Consider the following 25,353-nt stretch of genomic DNA (forward strand, 5'->3'; position numbering starts at 1 on the left):
TTTATTTTTTTAAAGCCAGTTCATTATTTTTTTTACCCATTTTAGTTTATTTTTATAAGGTGCATAGCGGATGGGATTATCTCCCCATGTTGGTTTTTTTACGATTGCTTTATGATGTGAAAAAGTATCAAAACCTAACTTTCCGTGATAGGCTCCAATGCCACTATGACCAACACCTCCAAAAGGTAAACGTTTGTTTACAAAATGAATCATGCAATCATTTATACATCCTCCACCAAAAGAGAAGGTAGTAATTATTTTTTCTGCCCATTTTTTATCATTTGAATAAACATAAAGAGCTAAAGGTTTTTCATATCGGTGAATGATTTTATGTAAATCATTTTCGTCATGATAGGAAATAATCGGAAGTATTGGTCCAAAAATTTCATCTTTCATCAATTGACTTTCCAATTCTGGTTCGTCAATAATTGTAGGACTAATATAGTTTTGTAATTCATCTGTTTGACCTCCAAATAGTATTTTGGCCGGGTCAATTAATTCTGATAATCGTTTCCAATGTCGTGCATTTACTATTCTGGCTAAATCTTTTGATTCTTGTGGATTTTCACCATAAGCAAGTGTAATCTCTTGTTTGAGTAATTCAACAAAATTGTATTTTTCTTTCGCTTGAACGAGTATGTAATCAGGAGCAATACAGGTTTGTCCGGCATTTACAAACTTACCCCAAACAATTCGTTTGGCGGCAATACTTAAATCAGCACCTTCTCCAATAATACAAGGATTTTTTCCACCTAATTCTAAGGTTACAGGAGTTAAATTTTTTGCTGCGGCTTGTGCTACTATTTTCCCCACAGCAACACTACCTGTAAAAAAGATATAATCCCAACGTTGTGCTAATAAAGTTTGCGTAAATTCTGCACCACCATGAACTACAACGGCTTCTTTTACATCAAACACTTCTTCCACAATTTTAGTGATGATTTGTGAGGTATGAAAAGTTAGTTCAGATGGTTTTACAACTACCGAATTTCCGGCTGCAATTGCGGCAACAAGCGGACTAATAGCCAGTTGAAACGGATAATTCCAAGGAGAAATAATTAAAACTCTTCCATACGGTTCTTTGTAAATAAATTCAGAAGAAGGAAGATTTAGAATAGACGGCCAAACTCTTTTGGGTTTACTCCACTTATTTAAATTAGCAATGGTATATTTTAAATCTGAAATTACATAATTGGTTTCTGTCAAAAAACCTTCAAAAGTGGGTTTTCCGAAATCTTTTTGAAGAGCATTCCAAATCTCTGATTCTCTTTTTTGAATCGAAACTAATAATTTTTTTAGTAATACTTTTCTTTTTTCAACAGATGAGAGCGAACTCATTTTGATACTTTTGGGAATGAATTCAAATATATAAATTATATTTTTCCTAATCCCAATCGATAGCCAAAATAAAAATCAGCTTGTTTGCTATCATTCAATAATGCTGTAAAAGCTGAGCCTGAACCAATGAAAAATCCGTACGCTCTTAAGCCAAAACCGGCATTAAAACCAGCAATTTCTGTTTGTGATAATGGAGTAAAAATTTCAAAATGTTTTAATGAAAATCGTGGTGTTAGTGTAAAAACATTTTGTGCAGTAACTTGATCATTCTTTTCATTGTCAGTAAGTTTTTGTTGCCAAAAAGCTGATGCATAAAGTTTTGAGATGATTTTTAAATCAGCATAAACATTCAAAACAGCAGGTAAATTGACTTTAAAGTCGTTATTTTGAGTGGTTGAAGTTAGATAACCACTGTCTAATAAAATTTGTTCAATATCACGAATACTGTTTACACCATCAAATTGATTTAAATTTAAGCTTTCGTTCGCCGGAATATTTAAAGCATAATTGGTACTGGAATTATTATCATCTTTAAAAGTCATACTTCCTAAATTTCTAAAAGAAAATCCGGAATTAAATTTGTAATCGTCCTTTTCTTTTTCATCTTTAATCGTGAAACTTGCACCAAAATCAACCGCAAATCCATTTAATCCACCAAAAAGAGAACTTGAATAATCATCAAAATTAGAATAATCATCGGCAAGATTTCCGGAATAGGAAAAATTTAGATTGGCATTTGCATCAGATAAAAATGTGTTTCCACCAATAGTTGTAATCGTTCCTTTAAATCTATCAGCCCCAAAATTGGCATAAGAACCCGGGAACAATAATTTAAAAGTTGCACCTCCGTTCAATTTATATTTGTCAGTTTCCCATAAATTTCGAGCTACTGAAAAAGCCATTTCACTATAAGATGTTCCAATGATTCTTTGATTGTTATTTCTATCTAAAACAGTCGTATTCAAGAGCGAATTTAATCCTTCATTAACAATGGCATCACCAATATTTACATCAATATCTACTAATCTAAATTTTGCATATGCTTTTGTACTCCATCCAAAACCCCATTTATTGATTCTAAAAGCAACACCAGGACCAAGAATTTCAGCTTCAAAATTCAGATTAACCGCCTCATTTCCTCTAAATAATAAATCTTCAAAGTTTTCATCACTTGAAATATCACTAAAACTAATTTTATTATTGGAAACATTGAAACTAGTGGCAAAAAATTGAATATCAACTTTTGAACTCAAATTGGCAAACTCAGCCGGATTAAACGTTCCATTTAACAAACTGATTCTTCTCGAAGTTCCAATTCCTGCAAAATGTTCTTGAGCAAATGTTGAAAAATTTAACCCAATTAAAAGCAATACAACTAGTTTTTTCATGATATAAAGTTTATAAGTAAAACAATTGAAATCAAAATTACCCTACAAATAAACGTAAAAAAAATGAAATTAGTTTTTAATTGTGTTCCAAATGACATCATTTGGAGTCGGAGCCACGATAGTTAAAGCATCTTTTGAAACCGGATGAATAAAACTGAGTTTTCGTGCATGAAGATGAATACCACCATCCGGATTACTTCGGTCAAAACCGTATTTTAAATCGCCTTTAATGGAACAGCCAATGGCTTGCAGTTGAGCCCGAATTTGATGATGTCTGCCTGTGTGCAATTCTATTTCCAAAACATAATAATAATCTAGAGTTGCAATTACTTTGTAATGTAAACTTGCCTTTTTACTCTCCGGAACTTCTTTGATATGAGCTTTTGATGTATTGTTTTTTGGGTTTCGTTTAATGTAATGAATTAAAGTATCTTCTTCTTTTGGTGGCATGTTTTTCACTACTGCCCAATACGTTTTTTGGGTTTCCCGAGAACTGAATAAATCGTTCATGCGGGTTAAAGCTTTGCTGGTTTTGGCAAAAACTACAATGCCGGTAGTAGGTCGGTCAAGCCGATGAACAACGCCTAAAAAAACTTCACCGGGTTTGTTGTATTTTTCTTTGAGGTATTCTTTTACGATGTCGGGTAGGGGTTTGTCACCGGAAGTATCACCTTGAGCAATATCACCAACTCTTTTATTCACAACAATCAGATGATTATCTTCATGAAGAATCTGTAAATTATCTTTGGTTGTAACTATTTTCATCTTCAAATTAGCTCATCGATTTAATTGACACATTGCCTAATTGACACATTGCCACATTAATACTGTTCATTCGCATTCGGAAAATCTAATGCTTTTATATCCGTCACATATTGCCCAATAGCTTTGGTCATATCTTCATATAAATTCATGTATCTTCTGAGGAATCGTGGACTAAATTCATGCGTCATGCCAATCATGTCGTGTAAAACCAAAACTTGACCATCAACACCACTTCCGGCACCAATTCCAATTACGGGAATCGAAATGCTTTCAGCTACTTTTTGGGCTAATTTGGCTGGAATTTTTTCCAAAACCAAAGCAAAACAGCCAATTCGTTCCAAAAGTTTGGCGTCTTCCACTAATTTTTCCGCTTCGGCTTCTTCTTTCGCACGAACGGTATAAGTACCAAATTTATAAATGGATTGAGGCGTTAACCCCAAATGTCCCATTACCGGTATTCCGGCATTCAATATTTTTTTGATGGAATCTTTGATTTCGCTTCCGCCTTCTAATTTTACGGCATGTCCGCCACTTTCTTTCATGATACGAATGGCAGAACGCAAAGCTTCTTTCGGGTCAGATTGATAAGTTCCGAAAGGTAAGTCAACCACCACTAAAGCTCGTTCGCATGCACGTACTACGCTACTGGCATGATAAATCATTTGGTCCAATGTAATGGGTAAAGTGGTTTCATGTCCAGCCATTACATTACTGGCAGAATCTCCAACCAAAATTACGTCAACACCAGCGGCATCTACAATTTTAGCCATGGTATAATCATACGCCGTAAGCATAGAAATTTTCTCGCCATTTGCTTTCATATCAAATAGGGATTTGGTTGTGATACGTTTGTAATCTTTTTTTGCTGTTGACATTTTATTAAATTTTTAAGGAACGAAATACAAATGTAAGGAATGTTTAGTAGTGTCTTAAAATATTTTAGTGAAACCTTATTTTGGATGTGAAAACTAACTACATTAGCTCAGTTTTTCTAAATGAAATTAAAATGATTTCTATACTTGTTATCTTAGCCGTTTTGGGCTATTTATCTATTGTTTTTGAATCACCAATTCGAATTAATAAAACAATTACTTCCATCCTTACGGGTTCATTGTGTTGGGTTATTTATGCCTTGCTTTATGAAGGCGATAAGCATGAAGTTTCTGAAAAGTTACTTTTTTATTTTGGTGAAATTTCAGGTCTATTGATTTTTCTTTTAGGGGCAATGACTATTGTAGAGATGATAGATATTCATAAAGGTTTTTCTGTCATCACTAATAGAATTCGAACCAAATCAGTATTAAAATTATTGTGGATTGTTGGAGGAATTACTTTTTTCATGTCGGCATTGTTAGACAATTTAGCAACTGCAATTATCATGATTACTTTGCTTAAAAAGTTGATGCCTAAGAGTGAAACCCGAATGATTTTGGCTGGTATAGTGGTAATTGCCGCAAATGCTGGAGGAGCCTTTAGTCCAATTGGTGATATAACGACCACTTTACTTTGGATTGGTGGTCAAGTAAGTGCTATTGGTATCGTTAAAACATTGTTTTTACCATCATTGATGTGTTTGTTGGTACCTTTGTTTATTGCCAGTTACCGAATGAAAGGATTTGCAATTTTAAGAGTTCAACTTTCTATGGCTGAAGTAATTAAAGAGGAAAAAATGCGAGGAAGTTTAAGTGTATTCCTAGCCGGAGTTTTTGGATTAGTAATGGTGCCGGTGATCAAATCAATAACTGGATTGCCACCGTTTATTGGAGTATTAATTGCTTTGGCATTTGTTTCATTGGTTTCTATTGTTTACCATCGTAATAAAACGCAAGATGAAAAAGAAAAATATTCTGTTGCTTATGCTTTATCAAAAGTAGATGTTAGTTCCATCCTTTATTTTATGGGAATTTTACTTTTGGTGTATGTTTTGCAGGAAGTTCAAATCCTTAGTAAGTTGTCTCTTTTTCTTCAAGAATCTTTACCAAGTAATGACATTATGGTTGTTGCAATTGGTGTGTTATCTTCAATAGTTGATAATGGAAGTTTAGTAGCGGCTACCCAAGGAATGTTTACACTTTCTGAGTATCCGATGGATCATTCGCTTTGGGAATTCATCGCACTTTGTGCAGGAACCGGGGGAAGTATGTTGATTATTGGTTCTGCAGCAGGAATCGCCATCATGGAAAAAGAAAAAATGACATTTATGTGGTATTTAAAGAAAATCACACCCTTGGCCATTGCCGGATATGTTGCCGGAATTGTAACGTATTTGATTATAAATTTACTAACACATTAAAAATTTGATAAATGAAAAAAGTTTCATTCCTCATTTTAGTATTATTTTTTCAATTTTCATTTTCTCAAGAAAGTGAAATACAACTCACAATCGGAAAATTTTTTAACGCTTTTCATCAACGCGATTCCATTGCATTAAAGAAAGTGTGTTCCGAAAATTTGATTTTACATTCTATTTCCGAATCGGAGAAAGGGGCAAAATTTTCCGTTGAAAAAGCGGCTAACTTTTATAAATCCATTGCCACCATTCCATTATCCATGAAATTTGAAGAGAAAATTCTAAGTTACAAAGTTCAAATTGATGGAACAATGGCACACGTTTGGACGCCTTATGAGTTTTATGTAAATGATAAATTGAGCCATTCCGGAGTAAATTCTTTTCAATTATATAAAGAAAATGACGGTTGGAAAGTGGTTTATATTTTGGATACAAGGAGGAAATAACTAACAATCCGCTAAATTCACCCCAACAGCCAATCCACCTTCGCTGGTTTCTTTGTATTTGGAGTTCATGTCTTTAGCTGTTTCCCACATGGTATTAATTACTTTATCTAACGGAACTTTCGCATTATTGGCATCGGTTTCTAAGGCCAATTCAGCAGCATTAATGGCTTTAATCGCTCCCATTGTATTGCGTTCGATACACGGAATTTGCACCAAACCACCAATCGGGTCGCATGTCATGCCTAAATGGTGCTCCATCGCGATTTCGGCAGCCATCGTTACTTGTGCCGGTGTTCCGCCCATTAATTCACACAAGGCTCCGGCTGCCATAGCACTTGATACGCCAATTTCGGCTTGACATCCGCCCATAGCGGCAGAAATCGTAGCTCCTTTTTTGAAGATACTGCCAATTTCTCCGGCTACCAATAAAAATTGTTTGATTTCTTTTTCATCGGCATTGTGGTTTTCAATCACTAAATAATACATTAAAACGGCCGGAATTACACCGGCACTTCCGTTGGTAGGAGCAGTCACAACTCTTCCCAAAGCAGCATTTACTTCATTCACAGCTAATGCAAAACAGCTTACCCATTTTAGAATTTGTCGAAATTTTACTTCTGTTTTTCGGATGGTTTCCAACCATTCTTGTGGAGTAGAATAAGGAAGTTCGCCTTTTAACCCTAAATGCATATCATACGCTCTTCGACGCACATTCAATCCTCCAGGCAAAATGCCTTCCGAATGACAACCAATGTAAATACATTCTAACATTGTATGCCAAATTCGCATCAACTCGCGATTAATTTCTTCTTCGGAACGCATCGATTTTTCATTTTCATACACAATTTCAGAAATCGATTTGTTTTCTTTTTTGCAATAATCTAATAATTCATCTGCTTTTTGAATCGGATAGGGGAAAGCACATTTTATTTCTAATTTCTTTTTGGCATTTTCTCTTTCTTCTTTTACCACAAATCCGCCACCGATAGAGTAGTAGGTTTCACTAAATTCTATATCGGCTGTAAATAATGTAAAAGTCAATCCATTGGCATGAAAAGGAAGAAAATTTCGGTTGAAAACAATATCTTTTTCAACATCAAAATCAAGTTGAATCTCATTTCCTAAATTGATTTTTTTGTTTGTTTTAATCGATTGAACAATTCCATCAATATCGGCTACCGGAATCGTTTCCGGGTCTTGACCGCTTAAGCCTAGCATCAAAGCATAATCGGTGGCATGTCCTTTTCCCGTTAAGGAAAGCGACCCAAACAAATCTACTTTTACTCGAATAGCTTGATTCAGCATGTTTTCTGTTCTACATTCCGCTAAAAAACGTTCGGCGGCTCGCCATGGTCCAAGTGTGTGCGAACTTGATGGGCCAACACCTATTTTTAACATATCAAAAACAGAAATACATTCTTCCATAACTAAAACGTTTGAGTAAGGCAAATATAAGATTTTGTTTATGATTCACTACATAGGATTTTTGCATTGATCATTTTTTTGTTATTCTTAACTTTTACTATCGTTAAAGCGTAAAGAATTTAATCTATATTTGATTTTTAAAATTAAAATAATGAATCGATATTTAGTTGCCATTTTACTGTTTATTATAACATTCTCTTTTGCACAGCCAAAATCACCTTATGAATTTCTTCCTAATTACGGAAAACAGGTTTCTCATTATCATCAAGTTGAAGCTTATTTTCAACAATTAGTTAAAGAATCGGATTGGATAAAACATGAAAAATACGGTGAAACCACCCAGGAAAGAAATCTGAATGCTTATTATATTTCTACACCTGAAAACTTGAAAAATTTAGAGGAAATACGAAGAAATCATTTACATGAAATCGGATTGTTTCCAACCAAAAACAATAATAAATCAAAAGCTGTTGTTTGGTTAAGTTTTAATGTACATGGAAATGAAATTGGTGCAATTGAAAGTGCTTTGTCAGTTGCGTATGAGTTGGTAAATCCAAATAACAAAGAAACCAAAAAGTGGTTGGAAGATATTGTTGTTATTTTAGATCCTTGTCTAAATCCGGATGGTTTTTCCAGATATGCAAGTTGGTTACGAGATGTTTCCGGTTCAAAAACACATCCCGGACTTTACGATCGCGAACACATGGAACCTTGGCCGGGTGGAAGACAAAATCATTATGTGTATGATTTGAACAGAGATTGGGCTTGGCAAACCCAACGTGAAACTCAGTTGAGGATGGATTTATACCATCAATGGATGCCAATGGTGCATGCCGATGTGCATGAAATGGGATATAACGAACCTTATTTTTTTCCACCGGCAGCCGAGCCATATCATGAGCAAATTTCTCCTTTTCAGAGAGATTTTCACAAAAAAATTGGAGAATTAACCGCTAAAAAATTTGATAAAGAAGGATGGATGTATTACTCCGGTGAACGGTTTGATTTATTTTACCCAAGCTATGGCGATACGTATCCTTGCTATAACGGTGCGGTTGGAATGACCTATGAACAAGGTGGAATTGGTGCAGGAAGAGCAGTCACGATGAAAAATGGCGATATTTTGACCATAAAAGATCGTTTGGAACACCACACCAAAGCAATTTTGGCAGTAGTTGAATTGTCGTTTGTGCAAAAAGAAATGTTAACAAAAGAATTCAGAAATTTTTTCAAAGACAGTCGCACTAAACCAAAAGGAAAGTACCAAACTTATATTGTAAAAGATCATCCAAAAAATGCGGAACTTTTAAAACTATTAAACCGTAATCGAATTGAAGCTTCTTTTGCAGATGAATCAAGAAAACTTAACGGTTATCATTATCAATCAAATGCTGAAAAAGTATTTTCAGTTGAACCGAATGACATTATCATTTCGGTTGACCAACCAAGAGCAGTTTTGGCTCAGGTTTTATTTGAACCTCACCATAAATTAACAGATAGTCTTTCTTATGATATTACGGCTTGGTCGCTTCCTCATGCTTATGGAATTGAGAGTTATGCTTTAAAAGGTAAAGTAGCCTTCAAAACCAAATCAAAACAGTCAGTTATTAATCCTGAAAAATCGAATAATGTTTATGCGTACTATATTCCATGGAATAATCGTTCTTCTGCAAGGGTACTGAGTCTTTTACATCAAAATAATATTAAAGTACGATATGCTTCAAAGGAAGTCACTTTTGGTGATGTTGTGATTCAGCGTGGTGGATTAATTGTGACGAAAGGTGATAATAGTAAGGTCGAAAATTTTGAAATAAAGGTTGCTACTCTTATAGCTGAAAAGAGCGATTATAAAGTACTTGAAACCGGAATGGCTAAAAAAGGAGGCGATTTAGGAGGCGAAAATTATCCTTTGTTAAAAGCTCCAAAAGTGATGGTTTTAAGTGGTAATGGTGTAAGTAACATTGATTTTGGACAAGTATGGTTTTATTTGGACCAAGTGGTTGAATATCCGACCAGTATTGTTGATGTTCAAAATTTTAATCGCGTTAATTTAGCGGAATATACCACCTTAATTTTACCGGAAGGATGGTATTCTTTTTCAGACAACCAAAAGAAAACAATAGATGATTTTATTGCCAGAGGAGGAAAAGTGATTGCTATTGGCGGAGCAGTTTCTCAATTTGAAGACAGAGAAGGATTTCATTTAACAAAATTTGCCACCGAAGACGAAAAAACGCAAGCACAAAAAATATTGGAAGAACAAGAACTTGCCGATCGGTTTTTAGAAGTTGAAAATGCAGAAAGAAGATCAATCTCTTCATTTGTTCCGGGGGCAATTGTTGAAAATAAATTAGACAAAACTCATCCTTTATCGTATGGATTAGGAGAACAATATTATAGTTTGAAAACTTCTGAAAACAAATATAAGTTGTTGAAAGGAGCTCAAAATATTATTTATGTCCCCAAAAATTATCAAAGTTCCGGTTTTATTGGTTATAAATTGAAAAAGTCATTAGAAGAAACGGTAACTTTTGCTATTGATCATTACGGACAAGGAAAAGTGATTTACATGATTGATAATCCGTTGTTCAGAGGTTTTTGGGAAAATGGCAATTTATTATTTAGTAACGCGTTGTTTTTGGTAGAGTAAAGTAAAAAAAATGTCAAAATGTCATATTTTTTCTGATTCGTCAGTCAAAATATGACATTTTTATTGGTTTTTGGTCTTGGCATAATACTTGTCATTTAGCGAAGTAAGTTTAACAAAACGAAATTAAAAACAAGCATACAAATTTATAATTATGGGCAAAATAATTGGAATCGATTTAGGAACTACTAACTCATGCGTTTCTGTAATGGAAGGTGGAGAACCGGTAGTAATAGCAAATGCAGAGGGAAAAAGAACAACTCCATCAGTAATTGCATTTGTTGAAGGAGGGGAAATTAAAGTAGGTGATCCTGCCAAAAGACAAGCAGTGACCAATCCAACAAAAACCATTGCGTCAATCAAACGCTTTATGGGTAATAAATATTCGGAAAGTTCTAAAGAAGCCGGAAATGTGGCATATAAAGTGGTGAAAGGTGACAACGATACACCTCGTGTAGATATTGATGGTCGTCTTTACACTCCACAAGAATTGTCAGCCATGACGCTTCAAAAAATGAAAAAAACTGCCGAAGATTATTTAGGTCAAACGGTTTCAGAAGCGGTAATCACTGTACCGGCTTATTTTAATGATGCTCAACGTCAGGCTACAAAAGAAGCGGGCGAAATTGCAGGTTTAAAAGTAATGCGAATCATCAATGAGCCTACTGCGGCAGCATTAGCTTATGGTTTGGATAAAGCCGGAAAAGATCAAAAAATAGCGGTATACGATTTAGGAGGAGGAACATTTGATATTTCTGTTCTTGAATTAGGGGACGGTGTTTTTGAAGTGTTATCTACAAATGGAGATACACACCTAGGTGGTGACGACTTTGACCAAGTAATCATCGATTGGTTGGCCAACGAATTCAACAGCGAAGAAGGAGTAGATTTACGTAAAGACCCAATGGCTTTACAACGTTTGAAAGAAGCCGCTGAAAAAGCGAAGATTGAATTGTCTTCTTCTACGCAAACAGAAATCAATTTACCTTATGTAACGGCTACCGCTAGCGGACCAAAACACTTGGTAAAAACGTTAACCAGAGCGAAGTTTGAGCAATTAGCTGAAAGTTTAGTAAGACGTTCGATGGAACCGGTTGCAAAAGCATTGAAAGATGCCGGATTATCTACCTCTGATATTGATGAAGTAATCTTAGTAGGAGGTTCAACTCGTATGCCGGTTATTCAAGAGCAAGTGGAAAAATTCTTCGGAAAAAAACCATCTAAAGGTGTAAATCCGGATGAGGTTGTGGCCATTGGTGCTGCTATTCAAGGTGGAGTTTTAACCGGAGATGTAAAAGATGTATTGTTACTTGACGTAACGCCTCTTTCATTAGGTATTGAAACTATGGGAAGTGTGATGACCAAATTAATTGAGTCGAATACAACCATCCCAACTAAAAAATCACAAGTGTTTTCAACGGCGGTTGATAATCAGCCATCGGTAGAAATTCACGTGTTGCAAGGTGAAAGACCAATGGCAAATGACAATAAAACAATTGGTCGTTTCCATTTAGATGGAATTCCGCCTGCTCCAAGAGGTGTACCACAAATTGAAGTAACGTTTGATATTGATGCAAATGGTATCATCAAAGTTTCGGCAACCGATAAAGGAACCGGTAAATCACATGATATTCGTATCGAAGCTTCTTCAGGATTAACACCGGAAGAAATCGAAAGAATGAAAAAAGAAGCGGAAATTAATGCTGAATCAGATAAATTAGCTAAAGAAAAAGCCGATAAATTGAATGAAGCAGATAGTATGATTTTCCAAACGGAAAAACAATTGAAAGAGTTTGGCGATAAATTATCAGATGCTAATAAACAACCTATCGAAGCGGCTTTAACCGAATTGAAAGTGGCATTTGAATCCAAAGATGTTGCGGTAATTCAACCGGCATTAGACAAAATCAACGAAGCTTGGAAAAATGCTTCAGAAGAAATGTACAAAGCTCAAGCTGAAGGACAAGGAGCACAACAAGCTCAACCACAAGCTGATGCAAGTGGTGATCAAACTCAAGATGTTGATTTTGAAGAAGTGAAGTAAAATTCAAATTCAGATAGTAAAGAAAAGTCAGGTTTATTGCCTGACTTTTTTTATTTGTTTACTTTTTTTTGAAATAAAACTAATATTGATTAAAAAATTAGTAATTTTAGTAGCAGATTTTTAATCTTGTTAAAATGAAAAATCTAAAGTTTTGGACCATTCTTCTTTTATGTGTAGCTTTAGTAGAAGTTACTGCGGAATATTTCAGGATTTTACCTTTGATTTATGTTTTTAAACCGTTAATTTCCATTGTTTTAATGGTTTTATATTTTAAAAGTTCTGTAAAGAATGATCTTTTGTTTTACTTAACTATCACCACTTCTTTACTAACGAATGTGTTGTTTATACCAAATGATCTTTTTTATATTTTCATTGGTTTAGTGGTATTTATTTTTCATAGATTAATAAATATTTATTATATTATAAGAGTGATGAAAATAAAAGATTTTATTCCAGTAATCTTAGCTTCTGTTCCTTTTTTCTTGATTTTTTTCTACATCTTTTTTGATACAGATTTATTAAACGAAAAAGTGTATTACATCATGATAGTCCACAATAGTTTAATTTCGTTATTGGGAGGATTGGCACTTTCTACCTATATAATGAATGATAGTGCGGTAAGTTCTTGGTTATTAATTTGTGTTTTGTCATTTGTTACACTGCATTTTATCATTTTCATTGAAAAATTTTATATCGATTTAAAAATTTTCAGACCGATTGCGATGAGTTTAAACGCTTTTGCTTATTACGCATTTTATCGATTCATCATTTTTGTTGAATCTAAAAAGGAAAAAAATAATGGAATACTTTAAAAACACATAAATAACTAAACAAGGATTGATTTTCCATTGGCAACAATAGAGGAATCGTTATCAAAATAAAAATCAACTCTTCCTAAGTTGATACCAAAACATCCCACTTGATTAATTAAGACTTCTTTATCAATTGCATTTTTTGCAATTACCGGTTTATCAATGAAAGTGTGTGTATGGCCACCAATAATTAAATCAATATCTTGAGTTAGTTCAGCTAGTTTTAGATCACAAATTTTATTGGGTTCATTATTATAAGAATATCCTAAATGTGACAAACAAATCACTAAATCACACTTTTCAACTTTTTTCAAAATGCGAACCATTTCAGTTGATGTTTCTACCGGGTCTAAATAAACGGTTTCTTTGTACATCTTTTTATCTACCAATCCGGCTAGTTCAACTCCTAAACCAAAAACGCCAACCTTGATACCGTCTTTCATAAAAATTTGATAAGGTTTTACAAAAGGATGCATGATGGTGTTTTTAAAATCATAATTAGCAGATAATATCTGGAATTTCGCATGTTGCATTTGAGAGGCTAATCCATCAATTCCATTATCGAATTCGTGATTGCCAATGGTTGTTGCTTCATAACCCAATTTTGACATCAGTTTGAATTCCAATTCTCCTCCATAGTAGTTGTAGTAGGGAGTGCCTTGAAAACTGTCTCCGGCATCTAATAACAAAACATTTGAATTTTCTTTTTTAATTTGTTCAATCAGTTTTGCACGTTGAACCACTCCACCCATTCCAGGATATTTTGGATGGTTTACCGGAAAAGCATCAATATGACTGTGCACATCGTTAGTGTGCAAAATAGTAAGTTTTTTGGTTTTTAGTGTGTCAAAACTACTCAATGAAAGTCCACCTAAACCAACTAATGTTGAACTTGCTAACGTGTTTTTAAGAAAATCTCTTCTTTTCATTTTATTCTACAATTATTCTAGGTTTGGTTGAAATTTCAAGTGTATCCACTTTTTTGAAATAATCTATTAACAAGTTTCTGATTTTATATTCTAAATCAAAAAACCGAATATTCTCTTTAAAAAAAACCATATTATCACCCCCATTTGCTAAATAATCAGAGGTTGCTACATAATATGTTTTATCGTCTTCCAAAAGTTGGTTTTGAATGGAAATCGATTTGATTTGAAGTTGTTTGTCCAATATTAATTCCATGCCGCTTAGAGGATGTGGTTTTTTTTCTACCAATAAATAATTAACTATTTCACGTACGGTTTTTCCTTTTAAAGCTAATACAACCATATTGTTTTCAAACGGCATGACTTCAAATGCGGTTCGGGTAGTTACATTTCCTTTTGGAATGATCGAACGAATTCCGCCATGATTGAGTATACAAATATCAATTGATTTTCCGTAACGTTTTTCAAATATTATATTGCTTTCTTTCATGCAAACATCGGCCATAAAATTACCAATATTGGTTTGCCATTCGCCTTTACTTTTATCTAACGTTTCCGGGCAATAGGCTAAAATACTGTCCAAATCTTTGTTGATGTGTGAGCGATATGGAGCAATAAATGCATCTAAAGTGGAATGGTCTTCTTGAAGATTGACAATCGGAATTTGTTTTCCTTCAACTTTATAATTGTGATAAGAAGTTTTGCAACCCAACAATAAAAGGAACAAAAATGTGAAAACGGTTAAATGTTTTATAAAATTGATTTTGTTTTTAAGATTTCGCATTAAATAATGACTTTAATTCAATAAATTTGTATTTCAAGTAAAGGTACAATGTTTTTAAAGTTTTTCAAGAATTTATCCGCAAAAAGAATCGTTAAAAAAAAGGCATTAAATGTTACAACCGACATTTCGCCTAATCGAATTCAAACAGTTGGCGTTTTGATTGATGAAACCTATTTTGAACACAAACATGATTTTATAAAACTATTAGTAGAATATGGTTTTTTGCCAGAAAATATTAGTGTTTTAGCATACAAAAAAGCGTATAAAAAAAAGGAAGAAATTAATTATCCACATTTCAGTAAAAAAGATGTTTCTTGGATGGGAAGCATTGACAAAGAAGATGTAGTGTATTTTAAAGCTCAACCGTTTGATTTGTTAATCAATTATTATGATTTGAAAAAAACACCTTTGGTCATTGTCACTCATGGTTCAAAAGCAAATTTTAAAGTGGGTTTTTCTTCTGTTGACAAAAGGTTAAATCACTTTATGATTGATACAAAAGTGGAAAATTATCAACTTTTTACCGAAGAATTATTTAAATATTTAAAAATACTTAACAAAATATAATATGCAATCATTAATTGGAACGGGTGTGGCACTTATAACGCCGTTCAAAAAAGATTTTTCTGTTGATACTGAAGCGTTAACCAGAATAGTGAATTTTCAAATTGATAATGGAATAGACTATTTGGTAGTTTTAGGAACAACGGCTGAAAGTGCAACCTTAACCTCTGCGGAAAAAGAATTGGTCATTCAAACGGTAATTGATGCAAATAAAAATCGTCTTCCTTTAGTTTTAGGTGTAGGAGGGAACAACACGCTTCAAGTGGTTGAAGAGTTAAAAACTAGAAATTTAAATGATTTTGTGGCCGTACTTTCTGTGTCACCTTATTATAATAAGCCATCTCAAGAAGGAATTTATCAGCATTTTAAAGCAATTGCAGAAGCATCACCTTTACCGATTATTTTATATAATGTTCCGGGTAGAACTTCTAGTAATATGTTGCCATCTACCGTAATTCGTTTGGCGAATGATTTTAAAAACATAGTAGCCATTAAAGAAGCAGCAGGTGATATTGTTCAAGCGATGAAATTGATTCAACATAAACCAAAAAATTTTCTTGTGATTTCCGGTGATGATATGGTAACTTTGCCAATGGTTTTAGCGGGTGGAGCAGGAGTTATTTCGGTAATTGGCGAAGGTTTTCCGAAACAATTTTCAGATATGGTTCGCTTAGGTTTGAATAGAAAGGTAGATGAAGCGTATGCTTTACATTACGAACTAGCTGATGCAATTGACATGATTTTTGAGCAAGGTAATCCGGCCGGAATCAAAGAAGTTTTCAAAGCATTAGGTTTATGTGAAAATGTGGTTCGATTACCGTTAGTAAATGTGAATGAAGATTTAGCGAACCGACTACAACAATTTGTAAAAAAAGTAAATAATTAAATAAAAAAATAAAAACATGTTATCGAATAAAGTATTAGAAGCATTAAATGCTCAAATTAAAATGGAAGGAGATTCTTCTCAAGTATATTTAGCCATGGCTTCTTGGGCTGAGGTTCAAGGTTTTGAAGGAATTTCTACTTTTATGTATAATCAATCTGATGAGGAAAGAATGCACATGTTGAAATTAATCAAATATGTAAACCAAAGAGGAGGAGAGGCTAAAGTTTGTGCAACTTTAGAACCTAAATTAGATTTATCAAATTATAAAGCATTGTTCAAACAATTGTTAGAGCACGAAATTAAAGTTTCAAATAGTATCAATGATTTAGTTGGTATTACATTGGACGAAAGAGATTTTGCTACGCATAACTTTTTGCAATGGTATGTGGCTGAGCAAATTGAAGAGGAAGCCAATGCAAGATATATATTAGATAAAATAAATTTAATTGGTGATGACAAAGGAGGATTGTACTTATTTGACAATGAAATGAAAAATTTCGTCAGTCCGGTAGCTCCACCAGCAAAATAATGTTAATCTAAACATAAAAGATGCTTTTAATAGAGCATCTTTTTGTTTTTTTACACCGATTTCAGAGGATAAAAAAAATGTTTTGTAGTCTGTAATTAATAACTAAATTTGCAGTTCGGTTTTTGATGCTGAATTAGCATTAAAATCAATTACTAAAATTCATCAAATGAATAAGTTTTATACGTTATCTTTATTATTTATTGTGCTTGTATCTTGCACTCCTTATCAGAAAGCACTTAAAAGTGAAGATATGGGAGTAAAATATAGTGTTGCTGAGGAAAAATACAACAGCGGTAAATATAATAAGGCGATACGTTTATTTGAGCAAATGGCACCATCTTATAGAGGTAAACCTCAAGCCGAGAAAATGTTTTATATGTTTGCTCAAAGTTATTATAAAACCAACCAATATTATTTAGCCGGTTATCAATTTGAAAGTTTTGCGAATTCCTATCCAAAAAGTGAAAAATTAGAAGAATGTGCTTATTTAGGAGCGTTTTGCTACTCAAAGCTTTCCCCTAGATATTCATTAGATCAAACAGATACGCACAAAGCAATTGATAAAATGCAAGCATTTATCGATAATTATCCTGAGTCAACGTATATGTCTGAAGCAAATGTTATTGTTAAAGAGCTTAGAGAAAAAGTAGAAAAGAAAGCATTTGAAATTGCCAAGCAATACAATACCATTTATGATTATAAATCGGCTTTGATTGCATTAGAAAATTTTATTGCAGATTATCCTGGAACTCCATATAGAGATGCCGCTTTATATTACAAAATTGATTCAGCTTATCATTTGGCCATAAATAGCGTTCCTGAAAAAGTGAAAGAACGTTTGTTAAACGCCAAGGAAGCATATGAAAAATTTACTCGAATGAGTAATACAAAAGAATACACAGAAAAAGCCGACGATTTGATGGCAAAAATTAATGAAAATTTACAACAATATTCTAAATAGAAGATAGCATGGATTTAAAGAAAACAACAGCTCCTGTAAACACAATTACCTATGACAAAAGACTTGTAGAGGAAAATACCGGTAATGTGTATGAAGCAATTACGATTATTGCCAAAAGAGCAAATCAAATTAACTCTGAGATTAAAAAAGAATTAATCGAGAAGTTAGATGAATTTGCTACTTACAACGATAGTTTAGAAGAAATCTTTGAAAACAAAGAACAAATTGAAGTTTCTAAATTCTATGAAAAATTACCTAAACCACACGCTCTTGCCGTTCAAGAATGGTTAGAAGGTAAGATTTATCACAGAGATACTACAAAATAAAACCTATGTCAGTTTTAAAAGGTAAAAAAATACTACTGGGAGTTACCGGTGGAATAGCCGCTTATAAAACTGCAAATTTGGTTAGACTTTTTATAAAGGCAGGTGCTGATGTCCAAGTGGTCATGACACCTGCCTCTAAAGATTTTGTGACCCCCTTAACTTTATCTACACTTTCTAAAAGACCTGTTTTTTCTACTTTTTATACCGAAGAAGAAAATGAGCTATGGAACAATCATGTGGAACTAGCTCTTTGGGCAGATTTGATGATTATTGCTCCGGCAACCGCTAATACGTTGTCAAAAATGGCCAACGGTAATTGTGATAATTTGTTGATGGCCGTTTATCTTTCCGCAAAATGTCCGGTTTACTTTGCTCCTGCGATGGACTTGGATATGTATAAACACCCAACTTCTATTGATAATTTTCATAAACTACAATTGTTTGGAAATAGTATGATTCCCGCAGAAAAGGGTGAACTTGCCAGCGGATTGTCTGGTGAAGGAAGAATGGCTGAACCAGAACATATTTTGGCATTCATAGAAAATGATTTAAGTAGTAAATTGCCATTAAATGGAAAAAAAATACTGATTACAGCCGGACCAACATACGAACCTATAGACCCAGTACGTTTTATAGGAAATCATTCTTCCGGAAAAATGGGATATGATTTAGCTTTGGAAGCTGCAAATCGAGGAGCAGAGGTTATTTTGATCAGCGGACCTTCACATTTGAACATTCAACATTCAAATGTGCAATTGATTAAAGTAACTACCGCCGAAGAAATGTTTGAAGCATGTCATCGGTATTACAATGAGGTAGATGTTGCAATTGCAGCAGCTGCGGTTGCTGATTATCGTCCAAAATCAGTAGCCAATCAAAAAATAAAAAAGACAGAAGAGGCTTTTTCAATTGAATTAGAAAAAACCAAAGATATTTTGGCTTCATTAGGTGAACAAAAGAAAAATCAATTTTTAATTGGTTTTGCGTTAGAAACAGAAAATGAAATTGAGCATGCAAAGTTGAAAATTCAGAAAAAAAACTTAGATTTGATTGTTTTAAATTCGCTCAATGATGAAGGAGCCGGATTTGGAAAATCAACCAATAAAATTACGTTTATTGATAAATCATTTCAAATCAATCCGATGCCACTAAAATCAAAAGAAGAAGTAGCAAAAGATATTTTGGATAAAATAATATTTTAAAATGAATAAAGTTTTCACTTTCTTGTTTTTAGCATTGCTTTTAGAAGGAAAAGCACAAGAATTAAGTGCTGTTGTAACCATAAATTCTGATAAAGTTACTACAGTAAATCCGCAAGTTTTTAAAACATTACAGACCTCACTTAATGATTTTATAAACAAAACAAAATGGACCACTCAAACAATAGAACAAAACGAAAGAATTGAATGTTCGTTTTTTATCAATATTTCGGAAGTAAATAATACGAATTTTGCCGCTACACTTCAAGTGCAAGCTTCTCGACCGGTTTTTAATTCCATTTATAGCACTCCTATTTTGAATATTAATGACAAAGATTTTTCCTTCAGATATTTAGAATTTGAAAGTTTAAATTATAATCCTAATTCTTTTGATTCCAATTTAATTGCTATGATTGCCTTTTATAGTTATATGATTTTGGCTTATGATGCAGATTCATTTGAGTTTAGAGGTGGAGACCAATATTTAGATATGGCTCAAAATGTTGTAAATTTAGCTCAAGGTTCAGGATATAAAGGATGGGCTCAAGCAGATGGTTTGCTAAATCGTTATTTTTTGGCAAATGATATGATTTCTTCAACTTTTGATCCGGTTCGTCAAGCTTTTTTTGAATACCATACCAATGGATTGGATAAGATGGCAAATGATGTAAAAAAAGGAAAAGAAAACGTTAAAGAGGCTCTTTCAACCTTGTTCAAGATTCACAGAGTACGACCAAATGCGTATTTAACAAGAGTCTTTTTTGATGCAAAATCAGATGAAATTTTATCCATTTTTAGCGGTGGACCAAATGTTGATTTGGTTGATTTAACCGATAATTTAAATCGAGTTTCGCCTACAAATTCCATTAAGTGGAATCAAATTAAGAACTAATTTTTTAGTAGAATAAATTTCATAATCTAACCTTTTTTTGTTAATGCTGACGCACTTAACCATTAAAAATTTTGCTTTAATTGAAGAATTATCCATTTCGTTTTCGGAAGGATTTTCAATTATAACCGGTGAAACTGGGGCCGGAAAGTCAATATTGCTGGGTGCTTTGGGATTAATATTAGGAAAAAGAGCTGATTTATCAAGTCTTAAAAACAAAGACGAAAAGTGTGTGATTGAAGGTGTTTTTATGATTTCAAAATATCAATTAAAGTCTTTTTTTGATGAAAATGAATTAGATTATGAAGAACAAACAATCATAAGAAGAGAAATTCTTCCATCAGGAAAATCAAGAGCATTTATCAATGATAGTCCTGTAAATCTTTCAGAATTAGTCTTATTAGGTGAAATGTTAATTGATATTCATTCACAACATCAAACGAGTGAGTTGGCCGAAGAAAATTTTCAGTTTGCCATAATTGACGCCATTGCTGATAATCGAGTTCTACTAGAAAATTATACACTTAAGTTAAAAGCGTTTCGAAAATTAAAGTCTTCATTTGAAGAGTTGGAAAATTCGTTAACTGCTGCATTAAAAGAGCAAGATTATAATTCGTTTTTATACAATGAATTAGTTGAGGCTAAGTTAATTGAAAATGAGCAACTTGAGCTTGAGTCAGATTTAGAAAAATTGACTCATGCTGAGTTAATCAAAGAACAATTTGAAAAATCAATTTCGTTAGCAGAATCAGATCAATTTGGTTTGTTAGTTCATTTAAAAGAAGTGAAAACGGCCATTCAAAAAATTAGTACTTTTTCTAATGAATATGCTGAGCTTTTTAATAGAATAGATAGTTTGACCATTGAACTCAAAGACATTGTTGCTGAAATGAATCAAATGGCAGAAACCGTCGTTCATGATCCTATTCAATTGGAAAATATCCATCAAAAATTACAAGTAATTAATAGTTTACAAAAGAAACATCAGGTTACTTCTGTTGAGGAACTATTACAAATTCAAAATGAATTGCAGAACAAAGTTATTTCTGTTACAACTCTTGAAGAGCAAAAGGATAGTCTTTTTAAAGCAATTGAAGCTTGTACATTAGAATTAAATGAATTAGCGTCAAAAATTCATCAAAATAGGATAAAAAGTATTCCATTATTGAATGATTTATTAGTGAAAATTTTAGTGCAATTAGGTATGCCAAATGTGCAATTTGATTTGAAAATTACGGCTACTAATGTTTTTTATTCAAACGGAAAAGATACGATCCAATTTCTTATTTCAACCAATAAAGGTTCTGATTTTGGCTTATTGAAAAAAGTTGCTTCCGGTGGTGAAATGTCTCGAATTATGTTGGCTGTAAAATCTATTTTAGCGAATTATACAAATTTACCCACATTAATTTTAGATGAAATTGACACAGGAGTTTCAGGTGAAATTGCTGATAAAATGGGTGAAATCATGAAAGAAATGAGCGGTAAAATGCAGTTGTTTGCCATTACACATTTACCACAAATTGCTGCTAAAGGGGATATGCATTATAAGGTTTATAAATCTGATAATGAATTGAATACAAAAACAGAAATTAAAAAATTAAGCATTGAAGAACGGGTATTGGAAATCGCTCAAATGCTTTCCGGTTCTAGTATTTCTGAATCTGCTATTAATCATGCAAAAGCATTATTGAACTAATTTTTGATTATATTTGAACCGTCTATCAATTAAAAATATAGCATATGTATAATTTATTAAAAGGTAAAAAAGGAATTATTTTTGGAGCTTTAGATGAAAATTCTATTGCATGGAAAACAGCTGAAAGAGTGCATGAAGAAGGAGGAACGTTTGTGTTAACAAATGCCCCAATTGCAATGAGAATGGGAACGATTAAAACATTAGCTGATAAAACAGGTTCACAAATTATTCCGGCTGATGCCACATCACTTGAAGATTTAGAAAATTTAGTTGAAAAAGCTACAGAAATACTTGGTGGTAAAATAGATTTTGTATTGCATTCCATTGGAATGTCAGTAAACGTTAGAAAAGGCAATCATTATACCAATCAAAACTATGATTTTACGCACAAAGGATGGGATGTTTCAGCTGTTTCTTTCCACAAAGTAATGCAAGTTTTATATCAAAAAGATGCCATGAGTGAATGGGGAAGTATTGTTGCATTAACCTACATGGCGGCTCAACGTGTATTTCCTGATTATAATGATATGGCAGATAATAAGGCATATTTGGAATCCATCGCGAGAAGTTTTGGATACTTTTTTGGAAAAGATAAAAAAGTTAGAGTGAATACCATTTCCCAATCGCCAACCCCTACAACAGCGGGACAAGGTGTAAAAGGTTTTGATGGTTTTATCACCTACGCTGATAAAATGTCACCACTTGGAAATGCTACAGCTTTAGATTGTGCGAATTACACTGTAGCCATGTTTTCTGATTTGACCAAACGAGTAACATTACAAAATTTATACAATGATGGTGGTTTCTCAAACATGGGTGTAAGTCAAGATGTTATGGAATATTTTACAAAGGAATAAATACATTTAACATAAAAAATGATACCCATAGTTTTTCAATTATGGGTATTTTTTTTACCTTTATCGAATTAATAATAAACAACTAAAAATGAAAAAAATTACTTATTTGTTTTTGATGGTCGGTTATTTGGCTTTTGCCCAATTTCCCGCACCATATTGTGGGCCATTGGCTTTTCAGTTTGCTACTGAGCCAATTACTCTTGTTAACTTTGCTGGGATTAATAGTCCTTCAAGTGAAGTTGTTGCCGGTGCTACACCGCATGAAGATTATACGCAAGTTTCTGGTGCAGTTTCTGCTGGTCAAACGTATACCATTACCTTAAAAGGAAATACAGATGGAAACTTCACCAATCGTTTTGTGGTTTTTGTAGATTGGAACCAAGACAATGATTTTGCTGATCCAGGTGAAACGTATGAAATTACACAAACTATTCTAAATTCTACTGGTCTAGATGCTATTCAAGCTACTCAAGATTTAGTTGTTCCAATCAGTGCTTTGGGAGGAACTACCAGAATGAGAGTAAAAAAGATTTTTGGAACAACTGAATATTTAAATCCTTGTTTAGGAACTGGTTATGGCCAAGTAGAAGATTACACTTTAGTTGTAACAGCTTCATCTGATTGTACTGGTGCTCCGGCTCCTGGAGATACAGTTTCTTCTGAAGCTTCTGTTTGTGCCGGAATTTCATTTAATTTGAGTTTACAAAATGTTGTTGCTGCAGGTGGAATCACTTATCAGTGGCAGTCTTCTGCTAATGGTGTAGATTTTACAAACATTAATGGAGCAACAAATGCTACTTATGCTACGACTCAAAATGCTGCAACGTATTATCAATGTATTGTAACTTGTGTTCCTACTGCTTCAAGTACTACTAGTACTCCTGTAATGGTAGGATTAAATCCTGGTAACCAATGTTATTGTACTCCAATTTATGCAAATGGAACTGTAGATGGAGATTTAATTTCAAATATCGAAATTACCGGAACTACATTATCGAATAATTCTGGTGCTGAACCAGGAGGTCCATCCTATACATATTATACTGGTCAACCAAATTATACTGCAGAATTACAAGCTGGTAACACCTATACTGTAAATGTTACTGTTGGTGAATTTGGGGGTCAAAACGTTGCAGTTTGGATTGATTATAATGACAATGGATTATTTGAAGCTTCAGAGAGAGTTGGTTTTACAACTGCTTCAATTCCTGCTGACGGCTCTGCTTCTTTCTCAATTACTTTAGCTTGTAATCCACCACTAGGAACACACAGAATGAGAGTAAGAGACGTATGGAACACTACAGGTACTTCAATTGATCCATGTATTTCTTATGGTTGGGGTGAAACAGAAGATTATGATGTAACAATTACTGCCGCTGTTGCTTGTCCGCAACCTTCAAATTTATCTGCTTCTCAAATTACACAAACATCTGCAGTTTTATCTTGGAATGCAGGATGTGCCGAAACTTCTTGGGATATTTATATAGGAGAAGTAGGTGGTGGAGAGCCAACAGCTCCAACAGCTACAAATGTTGTTAATCCTTATGTTGTGACAGATTTAGTACCTGGTACAGCATATGCATTCTATGTAAGAGCAAATTGTGAAGGAGACGGATTTAGTTTATGGACTGGACCATTTGAATTCATGACATTAAATGAATTACCTGGTTGTTCAGATGTTGTTACTCCTACTGACGGTCAAGTTGATGTTGAATTGATTGGAGGAGGAGCAACTTTTACTTGGACAGAACCATCAACAGGTGGAATTCCTGATGGTTATAATGTTTATTTTGGTACAGCTCCTGATGATTTAGTGTTATTAGGATTTATAGACGCTTTAACTGTTGATATTACTGGTTTAGTTTATGGAACAACTTACTATTGGCAAATCGTTCCATTTAATGATGGTGGTACTGCTGTTGGTTGTCCGGTATGGAGTTTTACTATTCAAAATTCGCCAGGATTCTGTTTAGACGGGGAATTATTCCCTGCAGCCACTTACACACCTCAAACATGTGATGGTACTACTCCAAATCAAATTGTCGATAATGCATGGGCTGGCGAATATTCTAATGTGAATGTTACTTCAGGTCAAACTTATTCTTTCAATAGTTCTGTCGCTACAGATTTTATTACAATCGGTAATGAAGATGGTTCTACTCCAATTGTTTATGGTACAACTCCAGTTGTTTGGACATCAGATGTTACGGGTGTAATTCGTTTTTACATCCACTTAAATGACAATTGTGAAACAGCTGATGTAAACCGTGTTCGAACAATTTTATGTGGAGAATCATTAAGTGCTCCTTCATTCGATGCAGATAATTTTAAAGCATTTCCAAACCCTGTAAAAGATATCTTGAATATTGCTTATTCAACTTCAATTAGAAATGTAAATGTGACAAATTTATTAGGTCAACAATTGCTTTCTAAAACAATTAATGCTAATGAAAGCCAAATTGATTTATCATCATTATCAGTTGGAACTTATTTAGTGAAAATTACAACTGAAGACAATATTCAAAAAACAATAAAAATTGTAAAACAATAGTTTTATCTTTTTAAATTTTAAAGCCAC

At 33.4% G+C, this 25,353-nt stretch carries 22 protein-coding genes; 15 read left to right on the forward strand and 7 right to left on the reverse strand.

The window, feature by feature from the left end; genetic code table 11:
* Positions 1-9 precede the first annotated feature (9 nt).
* From H601_RS0109855 to panB, 4 genes are all read right to left on the reverse strand, one after another.
* Positions 10-1,338, reverse strand: coding sequence for an aldehyde dehydrogenase (locus H601_RS0109855; RefSeq protein ID WP_026711367.1), 1,329 nt, complete (start codon positions 1,336-1,338; stop codon positions 10-12).
* A 35-nt stretch (positions 1,339-1,373) separates the two neighbouring features.
* On the reverse strand, positions 1,374-2,726 hold the full coding sequence (locus H601_RS0109860; protein WP_026711368.1) for a DUF5723 family protein: 1,353 nt from the start codon (positions 2,724-2,726) through the stop codon (positions 1,374-1,376).
* A 69-nt stretch (positions 2,727-2,795) separates the two neighbouring features.
* A complete protein-coding gene (locus tag H601_RS0109865) occupies positions 2,796-3,491 on the reverse strand; it encodes an RluA family pseudouridine synthase (protein WP_026711369.1) in 696 nt (231 codons plus the stop codon).
* A 56-nt stretch (positions 3,492-3,547) separates the two neighbouring features.
* Positions 3,548-4,366, reverse strand: coding sequence for a 3-methyl-2-oxobutanoate hydroxymethyltransferase (gene panB / locus H601_RS0109870; protein ID WP_026711370.1), 819 nt, complete (start codon positions 4,364-4,366; stop codon positions 3,548-3,550).
* A 131-nt stretch (positions 4,367-4,497) separates the two neighbouring features.
* Here panB and nhaD point away from each other — a divergent pair, with 131 nt between their 5' ends.
* Positions 4,498-5,784 (forward strand): sodium:proton antiporter NhaD, encoded by a 1,287-nt coding sequence (nhaD, locus tag H601_RS0109875; RefSeq protein ID WP_026711371.1) that lies wholly within the window; start codon positions 4,498-4,500, stop codon positions 5,782-5,784.
* 11 nt (positions 5,785-5,795) lie between these two features.
* Entirely contained in the window at positions 5,796-6,227 is a 432-nt protein-coding gene (locus H601_RS0109880; RefSeq protein WP_026711372.1) for a 3-methyl-2-oxobutanoate hydroxymethyltransferase, read from the forward strand.
* Here the strand turns inward: H601_RS0109880 and H601_RS0109885 are convergent, their stop codons facing one another.
* Positions 6,228-7,652: an L-serine ammonia-lyase gene (locus H601_RS0109885; RefSeq protein ID WP_026711373.1), complete on the reverse strand. Its 1,425-nt coding sequence runs from the start codon at positions 7,650-7,652 to the stop codon at positions 6,228-6,230.
* A 151-nt stretch (positions 7,653-7,803) separates the two neighbouring features.
* On the opposite strand from H601_RS0109885, the gene H601_RS0109890 reads away from it, so the two are divergent.
* From H601_RS0109890 to H601_RS0109900, 3 genes are all read left to right on the forward strand, one after another.
* On the forward strand, positions 7,804-10,302 hold the full coding sequence (locus H601_RS0109890; protein ID WP_026711374.1) for a M14 family zinc carboxypeptidase: 2,499 nt from the start codon (positions 7,804-7,806) through the stop codon (positions 10,300-10,302).
* Positions 10,303-10,453: 151 nt separating this feature from the next.
* Positions 10,454-12,343, forward strand: coding sequence for a molecular chaperone DnaK (gene dnaK / locus H601_RS0109895; protein WP_026711375.1), 1,890 nt, complete (start codon positions 10,454-10,456; stop codon positions 12,341-12,343).
* A gap of 134 nt (positions 12,344-12,477) precedes the next feature.
* Positions 12,478-13,155 carry a hypothetical protein gene (locus H601_RS0109900; RefSeq protein ID WP_026711376.1) on the forward strand — a complete coding sequence of 226 codons (678 nt, stop codon included), beginning with the start codon at positions 12,478-12,480 and terminating at the stop codon, positions 13,153-13,155.
* 14 nt (positions 13,156-13,169) lie between these two features.
* Here H601_RS0109900 and H601_RS0109905 read toward each other — a convergent pair whose 3' ends face one another.
* Positions 13,170-14,084: a bifunctional metallophosphatase/5'-nucleotidase gene (locus H601_RS0109905; RefSeq protein ID WP_026711377.1), complete on the reverse strand. Its 915-nt coding sequence runs from the start codon at positions 14,082-14,084 to the stop codon at positions 13,170-13,172.
* 1 nt (position 14,085) lies between these two features.
* Positions 14,086-14,865 (reverse strand): 5'-nucleotidase C-terminal domain-containing protein, encoded by a 780-nt coding sequence (locus H601_RS0109910; protein ID WP_026711378.1) that lies wholly within the window; start codon positions 14,863-14,865, stop codon positions 14,086-14,088.
* A 48-nt stretch (positions 14,866-14,913) separates the two neighbouring features.
* Here H601_RS0109910 and H601_RS0109915 point away from each other — a divergent pair, with 48 nt between their 5' ends.
* The 10 genes from H601_RS0109915 (at position 14,914) to H601_RS0109960 (ending at position 25,326) form a co-directional block, all read left to right on the forward strand.
* A complete protein-coding gene (locus tag H601_RS0109915; protein ID WP_026711379.1) occupies positions 14,914-15,432 on the forward strand; it encodes a DUF6913 domain-containing protein in 519 nt (172 codons plus the stop codon).
* 1 nt (position 15,433) lies between these two features.
* The gene (gene dapA, locus H601_RS0109920) at positions 15,434-16,315 is read left to right on the forward strand and encodes a 4-hydroxy-tetrahydrodipicolinate synthase (RefSeq protein WP_026711380.1); all 882 of its coding nucleotides are present in this window, start codon (positions 15,434-15,436) and stop codon (positions 16,313-16,315) included.
* Between the two features lie 16 nt (positions 16,316-16,331).
* Positions 16,332-16,844 (forward strand): ferritin, encoded by a 513-nt coding sequence (locus tag H601_RS0109925; protein WP_026711381.1) that lies wholly within the window; start codon positions 16,332-16,334, stop codon positions 16,842-16,844.
* 166 nt (positions 16,845-17,010) lie between these two features.
* Positions 17,011-17,805 (forward strand): outer membrane protein assembly factor BamD, encoded by a 795-nt coding sequence (locus tag H601_RS0109930; RefSeq protein ID WP_026711382.1) that lies wholly within the window; start codon positions 17,011-17,013, stop codon positions 17,803-17,805.
* 8 nt (positions 17,806-17,813) lie between these two features.
* Positions 17,814-18,131: a DNA-directed RNA polymerase subunit omega gene (locus tag H601_RS0109935; RefSeq protein WP_026711383.1), complete on the forward strand. Its 318-nt coding sequence runs from the start codon at positions 17,814-17,816 to the stop codon at positions 18,129-18,131.
* A gap of 5 nt (positions 18,132-18,136) precedes the next feature.
* Positions 18,137-19,333 (forward strand): bifunctional phosphopantothenoylcysteine decarboxylase/phosphopantothenate--cysteine ligase CoaBC, encoded by a 1,197-nt coding sequence (gene coaBC / locus H601_RS0109940; RefSeq protein ID WP_026711384.1) that lies wholly within the window; start codon positions 18,137-18,139, stop codon positions 19,331-19,333.
* 1 nt (position 19,334) lies between these two features.
* The gene (gene porD / locus H601_RS0109945) at positions 19,335-20,222 is read left to right on the forward strand and encodes a type IX secretion system protein PorD (protein ID WP_026711385.1); all 888 of its coding nucleotides are present in this window, start codon (positions 19,335-19,337) and stop codon (positions 20,220-20,222) included.
* A 43-nt stretch (positions 20,223-20,265) separates the two neighbouring features.
* The gene (gene recN / locus H601_RS0109950) at positions 20,266-21,918 is read left to right on the forward strand and encodes a DNA repair protein RecN (protein ID WP_026711386.1); all 1,653 of its coding nucleotides are present in this window, start codon (positions 20,266-20,268) and stop codon (positions 21,916-21,918) included.
* 44 nt (positions 21,919-21,962) lie between these two features.
* The gene (locus H601_RS0109955) at positions 21,963-22,775 is read left to right on the forward strand and encodes an enoyl-ACP reductase FabI (RefSeq protein ID WP_026711387.1); all 813 of its coding nucleotides are present in this window, start codon (positions 21,963-21,965) and stop codon (positions 22,773-22,775) included.
* Positions 22,776-22,863: 88 nt separating this feature from the next.
* Entirely contained in the window at positions 22,864-25,326 is a 2,463-nt protein-coding gene (locus H601_RS0109960; protein ID WP_026711388.1) for a GEVED domain-containing protein, read from the forward strand.
* Positions 25,327-25,353 lie beyond the last annotated feature (27 nt).

The organism is Flavobacterium filum DSM 17961, assembly GCF_000425465.1.
In the GTDB taxonomy this organism is placed as follows: Bacteria; Bacteroidota; Bacteroidia; order Flavobacteriales; family Flavobacteriaceae; genus Flavobacterium; species Flavobacterium filum.